The sequence below is a fragment of the Pseudomonas kermanshahensis genome (genome assembly GCF_014269205.2).
Classification (GTDB): domain Bacteria; phylum Pseudomonadota; class Gammaproteobacteria; order Pseudomonadales; family Pseudomonadaceae; genus Aquipseudomonas; species Aquipseudomonas kermanshahensis.
In genome coordinates, this window is the sequence record NZ_JABWRY020000001.1 from 4,543,176 (window position 1) to 4,564,430 (window position 21,255).

Below are 21,255 nucleotides of genomic sequence, written 5' to 3' on the forward strand. Positions count from 1 at the left end.
TCACAGACGAACGGCCCCTTGCCAATCCGCCGCCCACCCGCCATAACCAACACATGAGCCTACCCGCCCAACAGCACCCGGTGCTGGCGCTGTTCCACCCCGCCGTCGGCACCTGGTTCCGTCGCCATTTCGCCACGGTCACCGACGCCCAGGCGCGTGCCTGGCCATTGATTCACGGCGGCCAGTCGATGCTGCTGGCCGCACCGACCGGCTCCGGCAAGACCTTGAGCGCCTTTCTGGCCGTGCTCGATGAACTGTTCTGCCAAGGCCTCCAACACGGCGGCGAACTGCCCGCGTGCACCCAAGTGGTGTATGTCTCGCCGCTCAAGGCGCTGTCCAACGATATTCGCCTGAACCTGCAAGCGCCGCTCGAAGGCATCAGCCAGGCGCTGGAAGACCAGGGCCTCAAGCCGCCCCGCATCAGCACCGCAGTGCGCACCGGCGATACACCGCAAAAAGAACGTGCAGCCATGCGCAAGCTGGCCCCGCATATCCTGGTGACCACGCCGGAATCACTCTATGTGCTGATGGGCTCGGCCTCGGGCCGCGCGGGCCTTGCCAGCGTGCACACAGTGATCGTCGATGAGATCCATGCCCTGGCCGGCAACAAACGGGGGGCACACTTGGCACTGACCCTGGAGCGCCTGCAGGCGCTGAGCGGGCGGCCGTTACGTCGTATTGGCCTGTCGGCCACCCAGCGGCCGGTGGAGCGCGTGGCGCAATTTCTGGTCGGCCATCAGCGCCCTTGCGCGATCGTCGACATCGGCCACGCCCGCCAGCGCGACCTGGCCCTCGAGGTGCCGCCCGTGCCCTTAGGCGCAGTCATGGCCACGGACGTGTGGAACCTGGTCTACGACCGCCTGGCAACCCTCGCCCGCGAGCACCGCACCACGCTGGTGTTCGTTAACACCCGGCGCCTGGCCGAACGCTTGACCCGTCACCTCAGCGACCGCCTGGGCAAGGACGCGGTGGCCGCTCACCACGGCAGCCTGGCCAAGGAACTGCGCCTGGATGCGGAACAGCGCCTGAAAACCGGCCAGTTGCAGGTGCTGGTGGCCACGGCGTCACTGGAGTTGGGCATCGACATCGGCGATGTCGACCTGGTCTGCCAGATCGCCTCACCGGGCTCGATCGCGGCCTTCTTGCAACGCGTTGGGCGCTCCGGGCACCAAGTCGAGGGCATCCCCAAAGGGCGCCTGTTCCCCACTTCGCGCGACGACTTGATCGAATGCATCGCCCTGCTGGACTGCGTGCGCCACGGGGAGCTCGACCAACTGCACATTCCCACTGCGCCCCTCGACGTGCTGGCCCAGCAGATTGTCGCCGAAACCAGTAATCAGCCCTGGCAGGAACAAGCGCTGTTCGACTGCCTGCGCCAGGCAACGCCTTACGCCGAACTCGACGTCAACCATTATCAGGCGCTGCTGCGCATGCTCGCCGAAGGCTATAACGGCCGCCAGGGCATCCGTAGCGCCTACCTGCACCGCGACGCGGTCAGCGGCACCTTGCGCGGCCGCCGCGGCAGCCAACTGACTGCGCTGACCAGTGGCGGGACCATCCCCGAAACCGCCGACTACGCGGTGCTACTCGAGCCGCAGGCACTGAACATTGGCAGCGTCAATGAAGACTTCGCCGTGGAAAGCATTGCCGGCGATATTTTCCAATTGGGCAACGCCTCCTACCGGATCTTGCGCGTCGAATCGGGCCGGGTGCGGGTAGAAGACGCCCACGGCCTGCCGCCGACCATCCCTTTCTGGCTGGGCGAAGCACCGGGGCGCAGTGACGAATTGTCCGCCGCGGTCGCTCGGCTGCAGGCACGCATTGATGAGCGACTGGGGTTGCCCGGCGCCGACAGTACCGCCGTGCAGGGCTGGCTGCAGCGCACCTTCGAGCTGGGCGAAGACAGCGCCAGCCAGTTGCTCGATTACCTGGGGCGCACCCGCGACGTGCTGGGCGCCCTGCCCTCGCAACAGACGCTGATCATGGAGCGCTTCTTCGATGAGTCCGGCGGTACCCAGCTGATCATCCACTCGCCCTACGGCAGCCGCATCAACCGTGCCTGGGGCCTGGCCCTGCGCAAGCGCTTTTGCCGTACCTTCAATTTTGAACTGCAGGCGGCGGCCAGCGAAGATGCCATCGTCCTGTCGCTGTCCACCAGCCACAGTTTTACGCTGGACGAGGTGTGGCGCTACTTGTCCAGCCGCAGCGCCGAACAGCTTCTCATCCAGGCCCTGCTCGATGCGCCATTGTTCGGCGTGCGCTGGCGCTGGAACGCTGCCGTGGCCATGGCCTTGCCGCGCTTCGTCGGTGGGCGCAAGGTGGCCCCGCAGCTCCAGCGGATGAAAAGCGAGGACCTGATCGCTTCGGTGTTCCCCGACCAGATCGCCTGCCTGGAAAACATCGCCGGCGAACGGCAGATTCCGGATCATCCGCTGGTCGAGCAGACCCTCGACGACTGCCTGCACGAAGCCATGGACAGCGAAGGCTGGCTGGCCTTGCTGCGCCGCATCGAAGGCGGTGAGGTACGCTTGCTCAGCCGTGACCTGCCGGCCCCGTCGCCACTGGCCTCGGCCATCCTCAACGCCAGGCCCTACGCCTTTCTTGACGATGCGCCCCTGGAAGAGCGACGCACCCAGGCCGTGCTCAACCGGCGCTGGAACGAACTGCACAGCGCGGATGAGCTGGGCGCGCTGGACACCGATGCCATCGCCGCCGTAGAGAGCGAGGCCTGGCCGCAAGCGGCTAACGCCGACGAGATGCACGAAGCGTTGATGAGCCTGGGGGCCATCACTGTCCATGAAGTGCAGGCCAACGCCCCTTGGGATTTACTGCTTCGGCAACTGGCCAAAGCGGGGCGCGCCCTGCGCCTGCCGGATCAACAGCTGTGGCTCGCGCGTGAACGCCTGAGCCTGCTGCAACGTGTGTATCCAGGTTCAGTCACCGAACCTGCGCTGAACGTGCTGCCAGGCTTCGAGCAGGCCATCGAGGCGGACGATGCGCTAAGCGAACTGCTGCGTGCCCGCTTAAGTGGCCACGGCCCGCAAACCGTGGCGCAGATCGCCACCCCTCTAGGCAAGCCGCAGCCAGACATCGAACAGGCCCTGGCCCGCCTGGAGGCCGAGGGCTACGTGTTGCGCGGCTATTTCAGGCCTGCGGAACAACAGCTGCAGTGGTGCGAACGGCACTTGCTGGCGCGCATTCACCGCTACACGGTCAAACGCCTGCGCCGGGAGATCGAACCGGTCAGCCTGCAAGACTTCATGCGTTTTCTGTTCGACTGGCAGCACCTGGCCGCAGATGAGCGCCTGCGCGGGCCACAGGCCGTAGCTGAAGTGCTGGCACAGTTGCAGGGCTTCCCCGCTGCGGCCGGCGCCTGGGAGGCGGAGCTGCTGCCGGCACGCATCCAGGACTACAGCCCGCACTGGCTCGACGACACCTGCCGCAGCGGGCGGTTTGTCTGGAGCCGGCTGGCGACCACGGTGGCCAGCACGACCTTGGCCAGTACACCGCTGGTGCTGCTGCCGCGCGAACACCTGGGCCTCTGGCGCAGCCTGGCGCCCGTACCGGCAGTAGACGAGCTCGGCCCGCGGGCGCAACGCGTGCATGACGTGTTGCAGGCGCATGGGGCGTTGTTCTTCGATGAACTGACGCAGGAAGCCCACCTGCTGCCCAGCGAACTGGAAACCGCATTGCAGGCACTGGTGGGCTTTGGCCTGGTGGGTGCCGACAGCTTCACCGGGCTGCGCAGCCTGATCACGCCAGCGGCTAAACGCACCTCGCGCAACAGCAGGCGCGGCCATGCCCCCCTCTCCACCAGCATGGCCCACGCCGGCCGCTGGGCGCTGTTGCGCAGGGGCACTGCTGCAATAGACGACAGCCAGCGTCTGGAGCACATCGCCCGCGCCCTGTTGCGCCGCTATGGGGTGATCTGCTGGCGGCTGCTGGAGCGGGAAAGTGATGTATTGCCGCCCTGGCGCGAATTGCTGCGTTGCTATCACCGCCTGGAGGCCCGCGGCGAAATCCGGGGTGGGCGCTTCATTGCTGGGCTGGCCGGTGAGCAGTTCGCCTTGCCAGAGGCTGTGGGCCTGTTGCGGCAAGTGCGCCGGCGTGAGCCGGAGGGAGCACTGGTGATGGTCAGCGCCAGCGACCCGCTCAATGTGGTCGGGTCATTGCTGCCAGGGGCGAAACTACCCGCGGTGAGCGGTAACCGCTTGCTGTACCGCGATGGCGTGCCGGTGGCGGTGCGAGTCGCCGGGCGTTACCAGTTTCTCATCGAGGCCTCGGTGGAGGAACAGGACACCTGGCGCCGCAGGTTGTTGAGCGATGCACGCTGAAGCGCCCCCAATTACTTCTCCTACCCTGCCGATCACTACCTTATGTTCCGGACAATCTGGAGGACTCGAATACGTGTAGGAGATAAGCATTGACCTATCATTTTTGCCAGTTGTGCTCCTGAGTTCGGTGTCTGACACTGAAGCTCGGCATCTTTTTATCACACGCGAGCAGACGATGAACTCAAATCCACCGGGGACCCATTTATACTTTTATCAGGGCAATAGACTAAGCACGCTGAAACTACGAGACCACCATAGCGCAGTATTTCGCCATCAGCACACCGCTCTAGCAGAGCTAAAAAAAAGCGAAAGTAGTGACGCACTTTTGGCTATCGACACCCAAGGCTCAATTCTAGGCATCCACACCCGAGCCGGGGCTCACACAGGTGTCTATACCCCCTACGGACACCAGCCTGCTGATGGGCTAGCACGTTCACTCTTAGCATTTAACTGTGAACCTCCGACGATTAGCGGTACCTACCTGTTGGGTAATGGCTATCGGACGTATAGCCCGCCCCTTATGCGCTTTCATTCCGCTGACAATTTAAGCCCTTTTCTCGCCGGCGGATTAAATGCTTATGCCTATTGCGGCGGAGACCCCATTAATAATATTGACCCAACTGGCCACGCCCTTTCCGCACTATCCAAATACATCTCAAACCTGAAACATAGAAAAACAATAAAAACGTTTGACAAAATTAATGAAATTAATCGCCATAACTTTGCAGTCGCCAAAATAAACAACTACTTAGATAGAATACTTGACACTGACACCACTCTATTTGACAGACCTCCTAGAGAGCTCAAAAACTATAACCCTACAAGAGATGCAGTGAGCAGAATCGACAAGCGCATCACCGATAACGAGCCCTTTCCGACCATACCAACCCTGTCAACAAAAACTTCGGAATTTGCAACCAAACACAATAGGCAGATAGACCATGTTGACAAGAACAAGTGGCGTATTTTTATCAACTACCAGTACGCTTCAGACAACTATAAACCTTTTGAGGCCAAGCTAAAAGAACTGTATCCTAACGATAGCCTGGAAGCACTTATGCCACGCCACGCCCCCCTTGAACAAGTTAGCATTCGTCAGAAGCATCGAAATATTAGGGATTAATTATTCAAGGGGAACACCTTACTCCCAAATGTGCAGCGCATCTTTACACCACCCTGTTTAATGACCTTAAAATTTCGCGTATCCCAAAGACTCTAATGTCCCTCATTCAGGTTGTGTCACAGTGGAGGTGAGCCTGTGCATTAGGCAGATATAAGTGGGGATGACTAGGACGCGAAGGAGTTCGCTGGGGGAGACCACGCAGATGACGAACCGGCATACGAATGATTTTCGATACCCCGATTTTCATTTTCAGCATCGCCCAACCGGGCTATGGTCGGGGTTTGCCCCAGGCCCTGAGCCTGACCGCGCCATCGCAAGGACCCCGTATGAGCCTGTCACTTCTCAGCCGCTACGCCTTCTTCGCCGCCTGTGTACTGTTCACCCTGGCGAGCCTGCCGTTCACCCACCATGAATGGTTGTGGCCGTTCACCCTGACCACTGCCGTGCTCAGCCTGATCGGTGTGTTCGACTTGCTGCAGCAACGCCACGCTGTACGCCGCAACTACCCGATCCTCGGCAACATCCGTTACCTGGTCGAGGGCATTCGCCCAGAGATTCGCCAGTACCTGCTCGAAGCTGACAGCGACGCCCTGCCCTTCTCCCGCGCGCAACGCTCGCTGGTCTATGCCCGGGCCAAGAACGAAGCCTCGGACAAACCCTTCGGTACCCTGATCGACGTGTATGAGTCCGGATTCGAATTCATCGGCCACTCCATGCGCCCGGCACCGCTGACCGACCCGGCGAGCTTCCGCGTCATCGTCGGCGGGCCGCAGTGCCGGCAGCCGTATTCGGCGTCGATCTTCAACATTTCCGCCATGAGCTTCGGTTCACTCAGCGCCAACGCCATCCGCGCCCTCAACCAGGGCGCTAAGCTGGGCAACTTCCACCACGATACCGGCGAAGGCAGCATCAGCCCTTACCACCGGGAACACGGTGGCGACCTGGTCTGGGAGCTGGGCAGCGGCTACTTTGGCTGCCGCACGCCTGACGGGCGCTTCGACCCCGAGCGCTTCGCCGCCCAGGCTCGCAGCCCGCAGGTGCGCATGATCGAGATCAAGATGAGCCAGGGCGCCAAGCCAGGCCACGGCGGCATTCTGCCCAAGCACAAAGTGACCCAGGAGATTGCCGAAACCCGCGGCGTGCTCATGGGCGAGGACTGTATCTCGCCGTCACGCCACAGCGCCTTCTCCACCCCGATAGAAATGATGCAGTTCATCGCCCAACTGCGTGAGCTGTCGGACGGCAAGCCGGTCGGCTTCAAGTTCTGCCTGGGCCACCCGTGGGAGTTCATGGGTATCGCCAAGGCCATGCTGGAAACCGGCATCCTGCCCGACTTCATCGTCGTCGACGGCAAGGAAGGCGGCACCGGCGCTGCGCCGGTAGAGTTCACCGACCACATAGGCGTACCGCTGCGCGAAGGCCTGCTGTTCGTGCACAACACCCTGGTGGGCCTGAACCTGCGCGACAAGATCAAGCTTGGCGCCAGCGGCAAGATCGTCAGCGCGTTCGATATCGCCAGCGTGCTGGCCATCGGCGCCGACTGGGCCAACTCGGCGCGCGGCTTCATGTTCGCCATTGGCTGCATCCAGTCGCAAAGCTGCCACACCAACAAGTGCCCGACTGGCGTGGCCACGCAAGACCCGTTGCGCCAGCGTGCGCTGGTGGTGCCGGACAAAGCCCAGCGGGTGCTGAACTTCCACCACAACACCCTGCGCGCCCTGGCCGAAATGCTGGCAGCGGCCGGCCTGGACCACCCCGCGCAACTGGAGGCCAAGCACCTGGTGCGGCGCGTTTCGGCCACGGAGATCAAGCTGTTCTCGCAGATGCACGTATTCCTCAAGCCGGGCGAGTTGCTGACCGGCGAGGTGAATGGGCAGTTTTATTCGCGGATGTGGCAGCTGGCCAGGGCGGACAGCTTCGAGCCGAACAGTGAGGTGGCAGCCTGACATGGCTGGGGCCGCTCTGCGGCCCCAGCCAGTTCACATCAGGATGCGGTGCTCGCTACCCCTTGCGCCTCCTTCGGCGCCAGGCGGAAGGTGTAGTACAAGGCGGTCAGCAAGACCAGGAACGCCGGCCCGATGTACAGCGCCACGCGGGTATCCTCGAAATACGCCATCAGCCCCACCACCAGCACCAGGAAAGCCAGTGCCAGGTAGGAGCTCAGCGGCCACAGCCACATGCGGTATTTCAACGCCTTGCGCTCGGCAGTCGACAGCCCGGCGCGGAATTTGAGCTGCGCCAGCAGGATCATCACCCAGGTCCAGATCGCGCCGAAAGTGGCGATCGAGGTCACCCAGACGAAGACTTTTTCCGGCACTAGGTAGTTGGCCAGCACGCCCAGCAACAGCGCGCCAATCGACAGCAGCAACGCATTGCGCGGCACACCGTTTTTCGAGGTGCGGGCAAAGGTCGCCGGGGCCTGGCCATTTTGCGCCAGGCTGTAGAGCATGCGCCCAGTGCTGAAGATACCGCCGTTGCACGACGACAGGGCCGCCGTGATGACCACGAAGTTAATGATGCCGGCCGCAGTCTTGATGCCGAGGCGCTCGAAGGTCATCACGAACGGGCTGCCCTGGCTGCCGATTTCGTTCCATGGGTAGATCGACAGGATCACGAACAGCGCGCCCACGTAGAACAGCAGGATGCGCCAGAACACTGAGCCGATGGCCTGCGGGATGGTTTTTTGCGGGTTGCGCGCTTCGCCGGCGGTCAGGCCGATCATTTCCACGCCCAGGTAGGCAAACATCACCATCTGCAGCGACATCAGCACACCGGTCACGCCATTGGGCATGAAGCCGCCATTGCTCCACAGGTTGGAAATACCCACCGCCACGCCGTCGTTGCCCAGGCCAAAGGCAATGATGCCGATGCCCCCCAGGACCATGGCGATGATGGTGACGATCTTGATCAGGGCGAACCAGAACTCGAACTCACCGAATGCCTTGACCGCAATCAGGTTGACCGCGCCCATGCTGCCCAGCGCTGCCAAGGCCCAGATCCAGCGGGGTACGTCGGGGAACCAGATGCCCATGTAGATGGCCACCGCGGTGATTTCCGCCACGCAGGTCACCAGCCACAGGAACCAGTAGTTCCAGCCGGTGAGAAAACCGGCCAATGGGCCAAGGTAGTCCTGGGCGTAGCGGCTGAACGAGCCGGCAACGGGGTTGTGCACGGCCATCTCACCGAGGGCGCGCATGATGACCAGGATGGCCAGGCCACCGATGATGTAGGAAAGCATGATGGCAGGGCCGGCCATTTCGATGGCTTTGGCCGAACCGAGGAAGAGACCGACACCGATACAGGCGCCCAGCGCCATAAGACGGATGTGCCGTTCGCCCAGTTCACGCTTGAGAGGGCCGCCTTGTGCGGTCTCGGCATGGGCAGGGTGGTTGCCGACTGGCATAGCAATACAACCTCATTTTGTTATTGGATTTGACCTTCGTGCCGCAACTGCCGCGCCGATAGGCGGGGCGGTGACCTGGCCGGGCTGGCCTTGTGGGCCGGCCCGTGTGCCGAAGTAGAGCGTCCGGCAGGCCGAAGGGGCGAGCAGTATAGGAAGCTACCTGTAGGGATTTTCACTGTATAAACGGGGAAATTTGGCGAGAAATCTCGGGTCTATTTCACCGCTGATAGGGTTCTGAGGCTGTTACACGCCGCAGATTCAGGGCGACACCTTATCAACATCACCTGGCCCCGAAACCCACACCAAAGCCGCATATCCCTACGCTACTTTTCTCGCCTTCCTACAAATTTTTCACCTAACCCGGTCAACGTCTAAGCTTCAGACAAGCAAGACGAAAATACCTGGCCGGATTGAAGACTATGGGCGCACTGTGGCAATCGGAACCAACCAGAACGGAAGCACCCGCAACCCCTCCGGCCGAGACGCCACCTGCAAAGTCCCCACGTCAGCGTCGGCTCTGGTGGCGGCTGATCATTCTGATCCTGCTGGTGGCCCTCATCGCCCTGGGCTTTGCCGCCTATGACGAATTCCGCACCTCCAACCTGCAATCGCGGGAGTTCAGCAAGCTCGCCACCACCCTGACCTACTCGCTGCAGCCAGGCCCCAGCGGTGCCATCGTCTACCCCGGTGAAGGCCCGTTCGACAAACGCCTGGGCTACAGCGCGCTGGGCGAATTCCTGCCGCGGCTGCTCAAACGCGACTACCTGATCAGCGAACAGGTGCAGTTCTCGCCCGCATTGATGGACTACGTCGATCACGGCCTGTTCGCCCCCTATATCGAGAAAATTCAGGCTGGCCTGTCGATTACCGACTGCCGTGGCGACACGCTCTACCAGTACAACTACCCGCAACACCTGTACCCGGACTTTGCAGCGATCCCGCCGGTGATGGTCAACAGCCTGTTGTTCATCGAAAACCGCGACCTGCTCGACACCACCGACCCGCGCAACAACCCGGCCGTCGACTGGCCGCGCTTCGCCAAGGCCGCCTACAGCCAGGTGGCCAAGTACTTTGCCTTGCCCGGCCAGTCGGCCGGTGGCAGTACCCTGGCGACGCAGCTGGAGAAGTACCGCCACTCGCCGGACGGCCTGACCGTGTCCGGCGCCGAGAAGATCCGCCAGATGGTGTCCGCCAGCGTGCGTGCCTACCAGGGCGGCCCGGACACCACCGAGGCCCGGCAGCGCATCGTGCGCGACTACCTCAACAGCGTGCCGCTCTCGGCGGTGCCCGGCCACGGTGAAGTGCATGGCATGGCTGAAGGCTTGCGGGTGTGGTACGGCGCCGATTTCGACCAGGTCAACCAGGCCCTGCTGTCGACCGCCAGCGACCCCGAAAGCCTGGCCGCGCGTGGCCTTGCCCTGCGCCAGGTACTGTCGCTGATGATCGCCCAGCGCCGCCCCTCGCATTACCTGTCCAAAGGCCGGGTCGAACTGGCCGAACTCACCGACTCCCATGTGCGTGTGCTCGCCGCCAACAAAGTCATCGACCAGCCGCTGGCCGATGCGGCGCTGGCCAGCAAGGCGGTGTATCGCGACTGGGTGGCACAACCGACCATCGTGCCGATCATCACCAACAAGGGCATCAGCCTGGCCCGCAATCGCCTGGCGGCCATGCTCAACCGCCCGCTGTACGACCTCGACCGCCTCGACCTGTCGGCCACCAGCACCCTGCAGGCCGACCTGCAGATGCAGGTCAGCCAGTACCTGAAGAACCTCTCGGACCCTGAGTTCGCGGCGCAGATCGGGCTGATCGGCGAACGCCTGCTGACCACCAAGACCACCGACCAAGTGCGCTACAGCTTCACACTGTTCGAGCGCACCGCCGATGGCTCGAGGGTGCGGGTGCAGACCGACAGCACCGACCAGCCGTTCGACATCAACGAAGGCAGCAAGCTGGAATTGGGCTCGACGGCCAAGCTGCGGGTGCTCACCACCTACCTGGAAATCATCGCCGAGCTGCACGACAAGTATGCCGGCAAGCCCGTTGCCGAACTGAAGAAGGTCGAGGTGGCCGAACTGGACCGCATCACCCAGTGGTCACTGGAATGGCTGATGCAGAACAGCAAGGACCAGAACCTAGATGCCATGCTCGACGCCGCCCTGGAACGCAAGTATTCGGCCAACACCGGCGAAGCCTTCTTCACCGGGGGTGGCATGCACGTGTTCAACAACTTCCGCAAGGAAGACAACAGCCGCAACCCAACGCTGAAGATCGCCCTGCGCGAATCGATCAACCTGCCGTTCATCCGCCTGATGCGCGACCTGGTGCGCTACGTCACCTATCAACAGCCGTTCAATCGGGTACCGCTGCTCAAGGACGACGCCGACCCCCGCCGCCAGGAATACCTGGCCCGTTTCGCCGACAAGGAGGGCACCAACTACCTGATGCGCTTCTGGAAGAAGTACCAGCGCAAAACCTCGCAACAACGCCTGGACACCTTCCTCGACAGCATGCGCGTGACCCCGCAGCGCCTGGCGGCGGTGCACCGCTACCTGTTCCCCGAAGCCGGCCAGGAAACCTTCAACGCCTTCGTACGCGCGCACAGCAAGGACGACAAGAGTGCCCTGGGCAAACTCACCGACGGTCGCCTGTCGGAAATGTACGACGCCTACGGCCCGGGCAAGTACGACTTGCCCGACCAGGGTTACATCGCCAAGGTCCACCCGCTGGACCTGTGGCTGCTCGGTTACCTGCTCAAGCACCCAAGCTCCACGCTGACCGAAATGGTCAATGCCAGCCGCTTCGAACGCCAGGAGGTGTATGGCTGGCTGTTCAAGAGCCGCCACCAGGGCGCACGCGACAGCCGTATCCGCACCATGGTCGAGATTGAAGCGTTCCTCGACATCCATCAGCGCTGGAAGCGCGTGGGCTATCCGTTCGACCACCTGGTGCCGTCGCTGGCCACCGCCATCGGCAGCTCGGGTGACCGCCCGGCCGCCCTCTCCGAACTGGTCGGCATCATTCAAAACGACGGCGTGCGCCTGCCGACCTTGCGCATCGACACCCTGCACTTCGCCGCTAACACCCCCTACGAGACCAAGCTGGTAAGTGACCCCGATCGCGGCCAGCGGATCCTCCCGGTAGAGGTCGCGCGGGCCCTCAAAGGCGCCATGTCGCAAGTGGTCGACGCGGGGACTGCGCGGCGTATTTCTGGCAGCTTCAAGCTGCAGGACGGTACACCGCTGGTGATGGGCGGCAAGACCGGTACCGGCGACAACCGCATCGAAAGCTTCGGTGCCGGGGGTCGCTTGATCGGCTCGCGTTCGCTGAACCGCACCGCCACCTTCGTGTTCTTCCTGGGCGATAACCACTTCGGCACTTTGACCGCATTCGTGCCGGGGCGCTCGGCTGAAGCGTTCAAATTCACCTCGGCGCTGCCCGTGCAAGTGCTCAAGGGCATGGCGCCGATCCTCATGCCGTACCTGCAGCCGGGCAATCCGAATGAATGTAAAGCGCCGCAGGTTGCGATGCACGGAAGTGACTCATCTAACATTTAGATGATAATCATTGGCATTAAAGGCTTGTCTTTAGATATATCTTGAGTAATATCTTAAGATATATCGCACAAGACGGAGCCCATGTTGATGCGCGACCCTGCACCCCACGATCCTTTCGAGCGCCGCCCCGGCCGCGGCGAACGCGGCCCTCGCGTATTCGCCCCCGGCGACCTCAAGCTGCTGATGCTGGCCCTGCTGGCTGAGCAACCTGGCCACGGCTATGACTTGATCCGCCAGATCGAGAACCTGTTCGACGGCAGCTACAGCCCAAGCCCCGGCGTCATCTACCCGACCCTCAACTTCCTTGAAGAGGCCGAGCTGATCAGCGGCCAGGTCCAGGGCAGCAAACGCCTGTACGCCATCACCGATGCCGGCCGCACCGCCCTGGCCGAGCAAGCGGTCGCCCTCGACGGCGTGCGCATGCGCATTGAAGTCAGCAAACGCGCCCTGCGCGGGCACGACCGCCCACCCGAGATCCACGAAGCGGTCGGCAACCTGCGCCATGCGCTGCACATGCACAGCGGGCGCTGGACACCAGAAGAAATCGAACGGGTCCGCGACCTGCTCAACAACACGGCCAAGGCCATTGCCTCCGGGCCGGACGATGCCGTTACGGAGAACACCCATGAGTGACACTATTCACCGCGTCAACCACGAAATCCGCCAGCGCCGCCTTGACGTGCTGCGCGTCACCGACCTGACCCCACGCATGCGCCGTATCACCCTGGGCGGTGCGGAACTGGCGGGCTTTACCAGCGTCGGTACCGACGATCATGTGAAGCTGCTGTTTGCCGAAACGCCAGCACAACAGCAGGCCATCGACGCCCGTAACCTGGGCCGCGACGGCGGCGCACGGCCCACCATGCGCGAATACACGCCACGGCGCATTGACCTGGTGGCCAACGAACTGGACATCGACTTCGTCCTGCACGGTGATGGCCCTGCCTCCACCTGGGCCGCCCAGGCTGCGCCAGGCCAACACCTGAACATCGCCGGCCCACGGGCCTCGATGGTGGTACCGGATATCTTCGACAGCTACCTGCTGATCGGTGACGAGACGGCGATCCCCGCTATCGGCCGCCGCCTTGAAGAACTGCCCGCGGGCCGGCACGTGCTGGCGGTAATCCAGATCGAAGACGAACAGGAACGCCAGCCGCTGCCAAGCAAGGCGCAGGTAGATGTGATCTGGGTCCGGCGCCAGGAAGAGGACCTACTCGCCCTGCTGAAGAACCTGACCTTGCCACAAGGCAGGCTGTACGGCTGGGTGGCGCTGGAAAAAGCCCTGACCCGCCAGGCCAAGGCGTTGCTGCTGGAAAAAGGCGTGCCTGACGATGCCTTGAAGGCAGCAGCCTACTGGCGGGCGGACGGTACTGCGGACGACGAGTAAGCGCCGCTCTCGCCTAACGCGCTCGAGCTTCGCCCCAGATAATGGACGGGTGCCCAACATCTGGGGCGCAGCTCAGCTTTCTGTAGGAGCAGCCTTGTGCTGCGAAGAGGCCAGTAGCATCACCCCAGTTCTTCAGAGGTACCACTGGCCTCTTCGCAGCACAAGGCTGCTCCTACACGCTGACCGCCAACTGCCGGCCGCGCCAGCGGTCCAACCCCAGCAACACCAGCCCGATACCCCAGAACCCCGCCAACACCCCGAGGGCATTGAGCATCACCCGCCCATACCCGAGGCTCGCCACATCGATGAAGGGGTAGGCATACACGCCAATCTCACTGCCCCGCCACAGCGCATAGGCAAAGTACCCCACCGGGTACAGCGCCCAGCCCGCCAGGTGCCACAGCCGCAAATGGCCCTTGGGCACCGCGCACCACCAGTACAGAACGAACAACGCCGGCATCACATCATGCAGCAACTCGTCTGCCAGCCATTGCCAGCCCTCGGGTTGCCACAAGTGGCGCAGCAGCACGCTGTAGGCCAATGCCACCAGCACGATGCTGGCCGCCACGGCGGAGCTGACCGACGGCAACAGAAAGAAGCGCCTGGCGCTGCCCTCCCGGCCAAACGCGGCATAGCTCAAAACCGTTGCTACCAAGGTGTTGGTCAGCACGGTGAAATAACCGAACACGTTGACCAGGCCGCCAATCAGGCTGGCCTGTTCCTGCCAGCGCGCCAACAGCACCAGATAGACCTGCACCGCAAGGCCGAACCAACCGAGCACGGCGGCCAGGCTCAGCCACGGATGGCGCCGCACCTCAGGCCTTGCGCTGCAGCTTCACGTACAGCTGTTCGACCTTCTCCCGCGCCCAGGGCGTCTTGCGCAAGAAGGTCAGGCTCGACTTGATGGTCGGGTTGCTCTTGAAGCAACGCACATCGACGCGCTCGGCAAGGCCCTGCCATTCGTAGTGAGCCACCAGTTCGGTGAGGATCTGCTCCAGGGTCTTGCCGTGCAGCGCGTTGTGTTGGGCCGTACTCATGCCAGTGCTCCAGCGTGGGAAAGGTGCGCACCTTACACGAGTGTAGTGGCCAGGGGACTCAGGTCGCTTGAAAAACCGCTGGCCAGAGGCGAAAGCCTTATGCTGAAATAGAAATGTTATACAGTAACAATACAAAAGCCTCTGCCAAGGAACGCCCCATCCCCATGCTGTACATCCCGCTCCGCCTCTCCCCCCTCGCCGTCGCGCTGTGGCTGGCCTCATCACCCAGCCAGGCCGTTGAACTCGAACCCCAGGTCATCACTGCCAACCCGCTGGGCAATCGCCAACTGGCCGCCCCGAGTACGGTCCTCGAAGGTGACAACCTGCTGCAACAGCAACACGGCAGCCTCGGTGAAACCCTGAACAAACAGCCCGGCGTCGCCTCTACCTGGTTCGGCCCTGGCGCCAGCCGCCCGGTAATCCGCGGCCTGGACGGCGACCGCATCCGCATCCTGCGCAACGGCGTCGGTGCACTGGATGCCTCGTCACTGTCCTACGATCACGCCGTACCGCTCGACCCGGTAACCGTGGAGCGGGTCGAAATCGTCCGCGGGCCCGCTGCCCTGCTCTACGGCGGCAATGCCATTGGCGGTGTGGTCAATACCTTCGATAACCGCATCCCCGATGCGCCGATCGAAGGCATCCACGGGGCGGGCGAGCTGCGTTATGGCGGCGCCGACACCACCCGCAGCAGCGCCGGTAAACTGGAAGCCGGCAACGGCGCCTTCGCCCTGCACCTGGACGCCAACAGCCGCCAGTTCAACGATTTGCGCATCCCTGGTTACGCGCACAGCTCTAAGGTGCGTGACGCCGACGAGCCGGGCAGCAAACACCGCCTGGAGAACAGCGACGGGCGTCAGGACGGGGGCGCCGTCGGCGGCTCTTACCAGTGGGACCATGGCTATGCCGGCCTGTCCTACAGCCGCTACGACAGCAACTACGGCTCGGTGGCCGAACCCGGCGTACGCTTGGACATGCAGCAAGACCACTACGCATTCGCCTCTGAACTGCGTGACCTCGAAGGCCCGTTCAGCTCGGTCAAGGTCGATGCCGGCTATACCGACTACGAGCACAGCGAAATCGAAGAAGGCGAGGTGCACACCACCTTCAAGAACAAGGGCTACGAGGCACGCATCGAGGCGCGCCATCAGCCCCTCGGGCCGGTTGAAGGGGTGATCGGTGCCCAGGTCAGCCGTAACGAGTTCTCGGCACTGGGGGAGGAAGCGTTCGTCCCGCATACCGATACCGACAGCCTGGCGCTGTTCATGCTTGAGCAATGGCAGGCCACCGAGCGCCTGAACCTGAGCCTGGGCGCGCGCCTGGAGCACACCCGCGTCGACCCGGATGCCAAGGGCAACGAGACGTTTGCCGCGGCCGACAGCGCCAGCAGTTTCAATGCTTTCAGCCTGTCCTCCGGGGCGGTGTACCAGCTCGACCCGGTCTGGGCACTGGCCGCCAACCTTGGCTACACCGAGCGCGCCCCAACCTTCTATGAGCTGTATGCCAACGGTGCGCATGTGGCCACCGGGGCTTACGAGGTGGGCGATGCCAGCCTGAACAAGGAAAAGGCCATTTCCGGTGACTTGGCCCTGCGCTTCGACAACGGCACTCACAAAGGCAGCGTCGGGGTCTTCTACAGCCACTTTCGCAACTACATTGGCCTGATCGGCACAGGCAACCTGCGTGAGGGCCATGACCACGACCATGGCGAGGACGAGCATGACCACGATCATGATCACGACCATGACGGCTTCCCGGAATACCAGTATCAGGGCGTGCGGGCGCGCTTCTATGGCATCGAGGCGCAAGACCGCTGGCAACTGGTCGAGAACCGCTATGGCAGCTTCGCGCTGGAGCTGTCGGGCGACTACACCCGGGCCAAGAACCTCGACAGTGGCGAGCCATTGCCACGAATCGCACCGCTGCGGTTGAACAGCGGCCTGGTCTGGGCGCTGGACCGCTGGCAGGCGCGGGTCGATGTGCAGCATGCCGCGTCGCAACATCGCACACCGGCCAACGAAACCAGCACCGATGGCTACACCACGCTGGGCGCGAGTGTTGGCTATCGCTTCGACATCGGGCAAAGCGAGTGGCTGGCCTTCGTGCGGGGTGAAAACCTGACGGATCAGACGGTGCGCTATGCCAGTTCGATTCTGCGGGATATTGCGCCAGCGCCGGGGCGCAGTGTGGAAGTGGGGCTGCGTACGACGTTTTAAGCTGCCATTGGGGCGCCCTGCGCCCCCATTCGCGTGTAGGAGCAGCCTTCTGCTGCGAAGAGGCCGGAGATAACACAGCAAATCTTCACTGATTTCACCGGCCTCTTCGCAGCACAAGGCTGCTCCTACAAACGGCACTGTTACCGGATCGACAACAATCAACTGCGACAATTTGTCTTTTTTTCTTACAACTTCCCCTATATCCTCCCCGCCGCAAGCTGAATCGCTTCATCGACTCCACCTTGTTGTCTACTCCATTGAAGGGCCCGCCCTTCGATGCCCTTGTCGTTTGTTCAATAATCAAAAGATAGCGCTATCTCATGTTCCAGCTGCCCAAAACCTGTTTCATCGGCCTTGCCCTCACCGCCTGTGCAACCCCTGCCAGCGCCAGCGAAATGTTCGCCAGCGATTCCCCGTGGATGCTGGGCGATTGGGGCGGCACCCGCAGTGAATTACTGGCAAAAGGTTACGACTTCACCCTCGGCTATACCGGCGAGATGGGCAGCAACCTGCACGGCGGCTTCGACCACGACCGTACCGCGCGCTACAGCGATCAGTTCACCTTCGGTAGCCACCTGGACCTGGAAAAGATCCTCGGCTGGAACGACACCGAATTCCAGCTGACCCTCACCGAGCGCCACGGCGACAACATCAGCAACGACCGCATCAACGACCCGCGTGTCGGCGGCTTCACTTCTGCTCAGGAAGTCTGGGGCCGCGGTGAAACCTGGCGGCTCACGCAACTGTGGGTCAAGCAGAAGTACTTCGACGGCGCGCTGGACGTCAAATTCGGCCGTTTCGGCGAAGGCGAAGACTTCAACAGCTTCCCCTGCGATTTCCAGAACCTGGCCTTCTGTGGCTCGCAGGTAGGCAACTGGGTGGGTGGCATCTGGTACAACTGGCCTGTCAGCCAATGGGCCCTGCGCGTGCGCTACAACCTCACCGACGCACTCTATGCCCAGGTCGGCGTGTACGAGCAAAACCCCTCCAACCTGGAGTCGGGTAACGGTTTCAAGCTCAGTGGCAGCGGCACCCAGGGCGCCATCTTGCCGGTCGAACTGGTGTGGAGCCCACAGGTCAATGGCCTGAAAGGGGAATATCGCGCCGGCTACTACTACAGTAATGCCAAGGCACACGATGTGCTCGACGACAGCAACGGCCAGCCGGCCGCGCTCAGTGGCGCCGCCTACCGCAGCCGTTCGAGCAAGCACGGCATGTGGCTCGGCGCCCAGCAGCAGGTCACCTCGCTGGCATCCGACCAGTCGCGTGGCCTGAGCCTGTTCGCCAACGCCACCTTGCACGACAAGAAGACCAATGCCATCGACAACTATGTTCAGGCAGGACTGGTATACAAAGGGCCCTTCGATGCCCGCGCCAAGGACGACATTGGTTTCGCCCTCGCCCGCGTGCACGTCAACCCGGCCTACCGCAAGAACGCCCGCCTGGCCAACCAGGCCGCCGGCCTCGACGACTACGACAACCCTGGCTTCCTGCCCGTGCAGGACACGGAGTACAGCGCCGAGCTGTACTACGGCATTCACTTGGCCGACTGGCTCACAGTGCGCCCCAACCTGCAGTACATCCGCCACCCGGGCGGGGTGTCGCAGGTTGACGATGCGCTGATCGGCGGCCTGAAGATCCAAAGCACTTTCTGAATCAACTTTTTGACATAACGGAGAACCTACGATGAGCACTGACAGTGCCAAGAATGGAACCCGCTGGCTACCGCGCCTTCTGGGCGTGCTGCTGTTGCTGATGGGCCTGGCGCTGCTGGCTGGCGGCATCAAGCTGAGCCAGCTGGGGGGGTCGCTGTATTACCTGATCGCCGGCATCGGCTTTGCCCTGTCCGGTATCCTGCTGCTGGCCCAGCGCCGCATCGCCCTCGGGCTGTACGGCCTGGTGCTGCTCGGCAGCACCGCCTGGGCATTGCTGGAAGTGGGCTTGGACTGGTGGCAACTGGTGCCGCGCCTGGCCATCTGGTTCGCCATTGGCGTGGTCCTGCTGCTGCCTTGGGCACGTCGCCCACTGATCGGCCCGGCCGCCAAGGCCAACACCGCGCTGCTCAGCGTCGCCGTGGTCGCCTCTGGTGCCTGCGCCCTGGGCAGCCAGTTCACCCACCCGGGTGAAGTGTTCGGCGAACTGGGCCGCGAGAGCAGTGAAATGGCCAGCGCCGCGCCGGCCATGCCCGACGGCGAATGGCAAGCCTACGGCCGCACCGAGCATGGTGACCGCTATTCGCCGCTGCGCCAGATCACCCCGCAGAACGCCTACCGCCTGGAAGAAGCCTGGCGCATCCGTACCGGCGACCTGCCGACCGACAACGACCCGGTGGAGCTGACCAACCAGAACACCCCGTTGAAAGTCAACGGCATGCTCTACGCCTGCACCGCGCACAGCAAGCTGCTGGCCCTGGACCCGGACACCGGCGCCGAAATCTGGCGCTACGACCCGCAGGTCAAGAGCCCGGTCGGGACCTTCAAGGGCTTCGCCCACATGACCTGCCGCGGCGTCTCGTACTATGACGAGAACAACTACGTCAGCCGTGATGGCAGCCCAGCACCGAAAATCACCGATGCCGGCCAAGCCGTCGCCCAGGCCTGCCCGCGCCGCCTGTACCTGCCTACCGCCGACGCCCGCCTGATCGCCATCAACGCCGACAACGGCAAGGTCTGCGAAGGCTTCGCCAACCAGGGCGTGATCGACCTGACCACCGGCATCGGCCCGTTCACCGCCGGCGGCTACTACTCCACTTCGCCGGCGGCGATCACCCGTGATCTGGTGATCATCGGCGGCCATGTCACCGACAACGAGTCGACCAACGAGCCCTCCGGCGTCATCCGCGCCTACGACGTGCACGACGGCCACCTGGTGTGGAACTGGGACAGCAACAACCCGGACGACACCAAGCCTCTGGCACCCGGCAAGACCTACAGCCGCAACTCGGCAAACATGTGGTCGATCGCCAGTGTCGATGAAGACCTCGGCATGATCTACCTGCCGCTGGGCAACCAGACCCCAGACCAGTGGGGCGCCGACCGCACCCCCGGTGCGGAAAAGTACAGCGCAGGTGTTGTCGCCCTCGACCTGACCACCGGCAAGGCCCGCTGGAACTACCAGTTCACGCACCACGACCTGTGGGACATGGACGTCGGCAGCCAGCCAACCCTGGTCCACCTGAAGACCGCCGATGGCGTGAAGCCGGCGATCATCGTGCCGACCAAGCAGGGCAGCCTGTATGTGCTGGACCGCCGCGACGGCACGCCGATCGTGCCGATCCGTGAAATCCCGACCCCGCAAGGCGCCGTGAAAGGTGACCACACCTCGCCGACCCAGGCCCGCTCCGACCTCAACCTGCTCGGCCCTGAGTTGACCGAACAGGCCATGTGGGGCGCCACACCGTTCGACCAGATGCTGTGCCGCATTCAGTTCCGCGAACTGCGTTACGAAGGCCAGTACACCCCGCCGTCCGAGCAGGGTTCGCTGATCTACCCAGGTAACGTCGGCGTGTTCAACTGGGGCAGCGTGTCGGTCGACCCGGTACGCCAGTTGCTGTTCACCTCGCCCAACTACATGGCCTTCGTGTCGAAGATGGTGCCGCGCGAGCAAGTGGCCGCCGGCAGCAAGCGCGAAAGCGAGACCAGCGGCGTGCAACCCAACACCGGCGCACCGTACGCGGTGACCATGCACCCGTTCATGTCGCCGCTGGGCGTACCGTGCCAGGCGCCTGCCTGGGGCTATGTGGCGGCCATCGACCTGTTCACCAACAAGGTCGTGTGGAAGCACAAGAACGGCACCACCCGCGACAGCACACCTGTGCCAATCGGCCTGCCGGTAGGCGTGCCGAGCATGGGCGGTTCGATCGTTACCGCAGGCGGCGTCGGCTTCCTCAGCGGCACCCTGGACCAGTACCTGCGTGCCTACGACACCAACAACGGTAAAGAACTGTGGAAAGCCCGCCTGCCGGCCGGTGGCCAGGCCACGCCGATGACCTACAGCGGCAAGGACGGCAAGCAGTACGTGCTGGTGACCGCTGGCGGCCACGGCTCGCTGGGCACCAAGATGGGTGATTACATCATCGCTTACAAACTCGCCGACTAAGCTTCTAGCGGCAAGCTACAAGCCACAAGAGAAAGCGGGGCCTGCAGGGCCCCGTTTTTTTTTTGCCGCTTGCAGCTTCTAACGCAAAGCTTGAAACCCA

At 63.0% G+C, this 21,255-nt stretch carries 12 protein-coding genes; 9 read left to right on the forward strand and 3 right to left on the reverse strand.

All coding sequences use genetic code 11. From position 1 onward, the window contains the following. Positions 1-53: 53 nt before the first annotated feature. The 3 genes from HU764_RS20375 (at position 54) to HU764_RS20385 (ending at position 7,403) form a co-directional block, all read left to right on the forward strand. Positions 54-4,334: a DEAD/DEAH box helicase gene (locus tag HU764_RS20375; protein ID WP_186702554.1), complete on the forward strand. Its 4,281-nt coding sequence runs from the start codon at positions 54-56 to the stop codon at positions 4,332-4,334. Positions 4,335-4,509: 175 nt separating this feature from the next. Next, positions 4,510-5,457, forward strand: a complete 948-nt coding sequence (locus HU764_RS20380) for an RHS repeat-associated core domain-containing protein (protein ID WP_186702553.1) — start codon at positions 4,510-4,512, stop codon at positions 5,455-5,457. 326 nt (positions 5,458-5,783) lie between these two features. Further along, complete coding sequence (locus HU764_RS20385) at positions 5,784-7,403, forward strand: FMN-binding glutamate synthase family protein (RefSeq protein WP_027594171.1); 1,620 nt, start codon at positions 5,784-5,786, stop codon at positions 7,401-7,403. A gap of 38 nt (positions 7,404-7,441) precedes the next feature. Here HU764_RS20385 and HU764_RS20390 read toward each other — a convergent pair whose 3' ends face one another. Continuing rightward, complete coding sequence (locus tag HU764_RS20390) at positions 7,442-8,860, reverse strand: amino acid permease (protein ID WP_099455156.1); 1,419 nt, start codon at positions 8,858-8,860, stop codon at positions 7,442-7,444. A gap of 419 nt (positions 8,861-9,279) precedes the next feature. Here HU764_RS20390 and HU764_RS20395 point away from each other — a divergent pair, with 419 nt between their 5' ends. From HU764_RS20395 to HU764_RS20405, 3 genes are all read left to right on the forward strand, one after another. Further along, the gene (locus HU764_RS20395; RefSeq protein WP_186702552.1) at positions 9,280-12,417 is read left to right on the forward strand and encodes a transglycosylase domain-containing protein; all 3,138 of its coding nucleotides are present in this window, start codon (positions 9,280-9,282) and stop codon (positions 12,415-12,417) included. An 87-nt stretch (positions 12,418-12,504) separates the two neighbouring features. Continuing rightward, on the forward strand, positions 12,505-13,050 hold the full coding sequence (locus HU764_RS20400; RefSeq protein WP_027594168.1) for a PadR family transcriptional regulator: 546 nt from the start codon (positions 12,505-12,507) through the stop codon (positions 13,048-13,050). After that, a complete protein-coding gene (locus tag HU764_RS20405; RefSeq protein WP_085273569.1) occupies positions 13,043-13,804 on the forward strand; it encodes a siderophore-interacting protein in 762 nt (253 codons plus the stop codon). Before HU764_RS20400 ends, HU764_RS20405 begins: the two co-directional genes overlap by 8 nt. A gap of 172 nt (positions 13,805-13,976) precedes the next feature. Here the strand turns inward: HU764_RS20405 and HU764_RS20410 are convergent, their stop codons facing one another. After that, entirely contained in the window at positions 13,977-14,618 is a 642-nt protein-coding gene (locus HU764_RS20410; RefSeq protein WP_186702551.1) for a Pr6Pr family membrane protein, read from the reverse strand. A gap of 1 nt (position 14,619) precedes the next feature. Then, the gene (locus HU764_RS20415) at positions 14,620-14,841 is read right to left on the reverse strand and encodes a VF530 family protein (RefSeq protein WP_027594165.1); all 222 of its coding nucleotides are present in this window, start codon (positions 14,839-14,841) and stop codon (positions 14,620-14,622) included. Positions 14,842-15,005: 164 nt separating this feature from the next. On the opposite strand from HU764_RS20415, the gene HU764_RS20420 reads away from it, so the two are divergent. The 3 genes from HU764_RS20420 (at position 15,006) to HU764_RS20430 (ending at position 21,155) form a co-directional block, all read left to right on the forward strand. Then, positions 15,006-17,057 carry a TonB-dependent receptor gene (locus HU764_RS20420; RefSeq protein WP_186702550.1) on the forward strand — a complete coding sequence of 684 codons (2,052 nt, stop codon included), beginning with the start codon at positions 15,006-15,008 and terminating at the stop codon, positions 17,055-17,057. Positions 17,058-17,377: 320 nt separating this feature from the next. Further along, positions 17,378-18,712: a carbohydrate porin gene (locus tag HU764_RS20425; RefSeq protein WP_186702549.1), complete on the forward strand. Its 1,335-nt coding sequence runs from the start codon at positions 17,378-17,380 to the stop codon at positions 18,710-18,712. 31 nt (positions 18,713-18,743) lie between these two features. Then, positions 18,744-21,155 carry a glucose/quinate/shikimate family membrane-bound PQQ-dependent dehydrogenase gene (locus HU764_RS20430; protein ID WP_186677504.1) on the forward strand — a complete coding sequence of 804 codons (2,412 nt, stop codon included), beginning with the start codon at positions 18,744-18,746 and terminating at the stop codon, positions 21,153-21,155. Positions 21,156-21,255 lie beyond the last annotated feature (100 nt).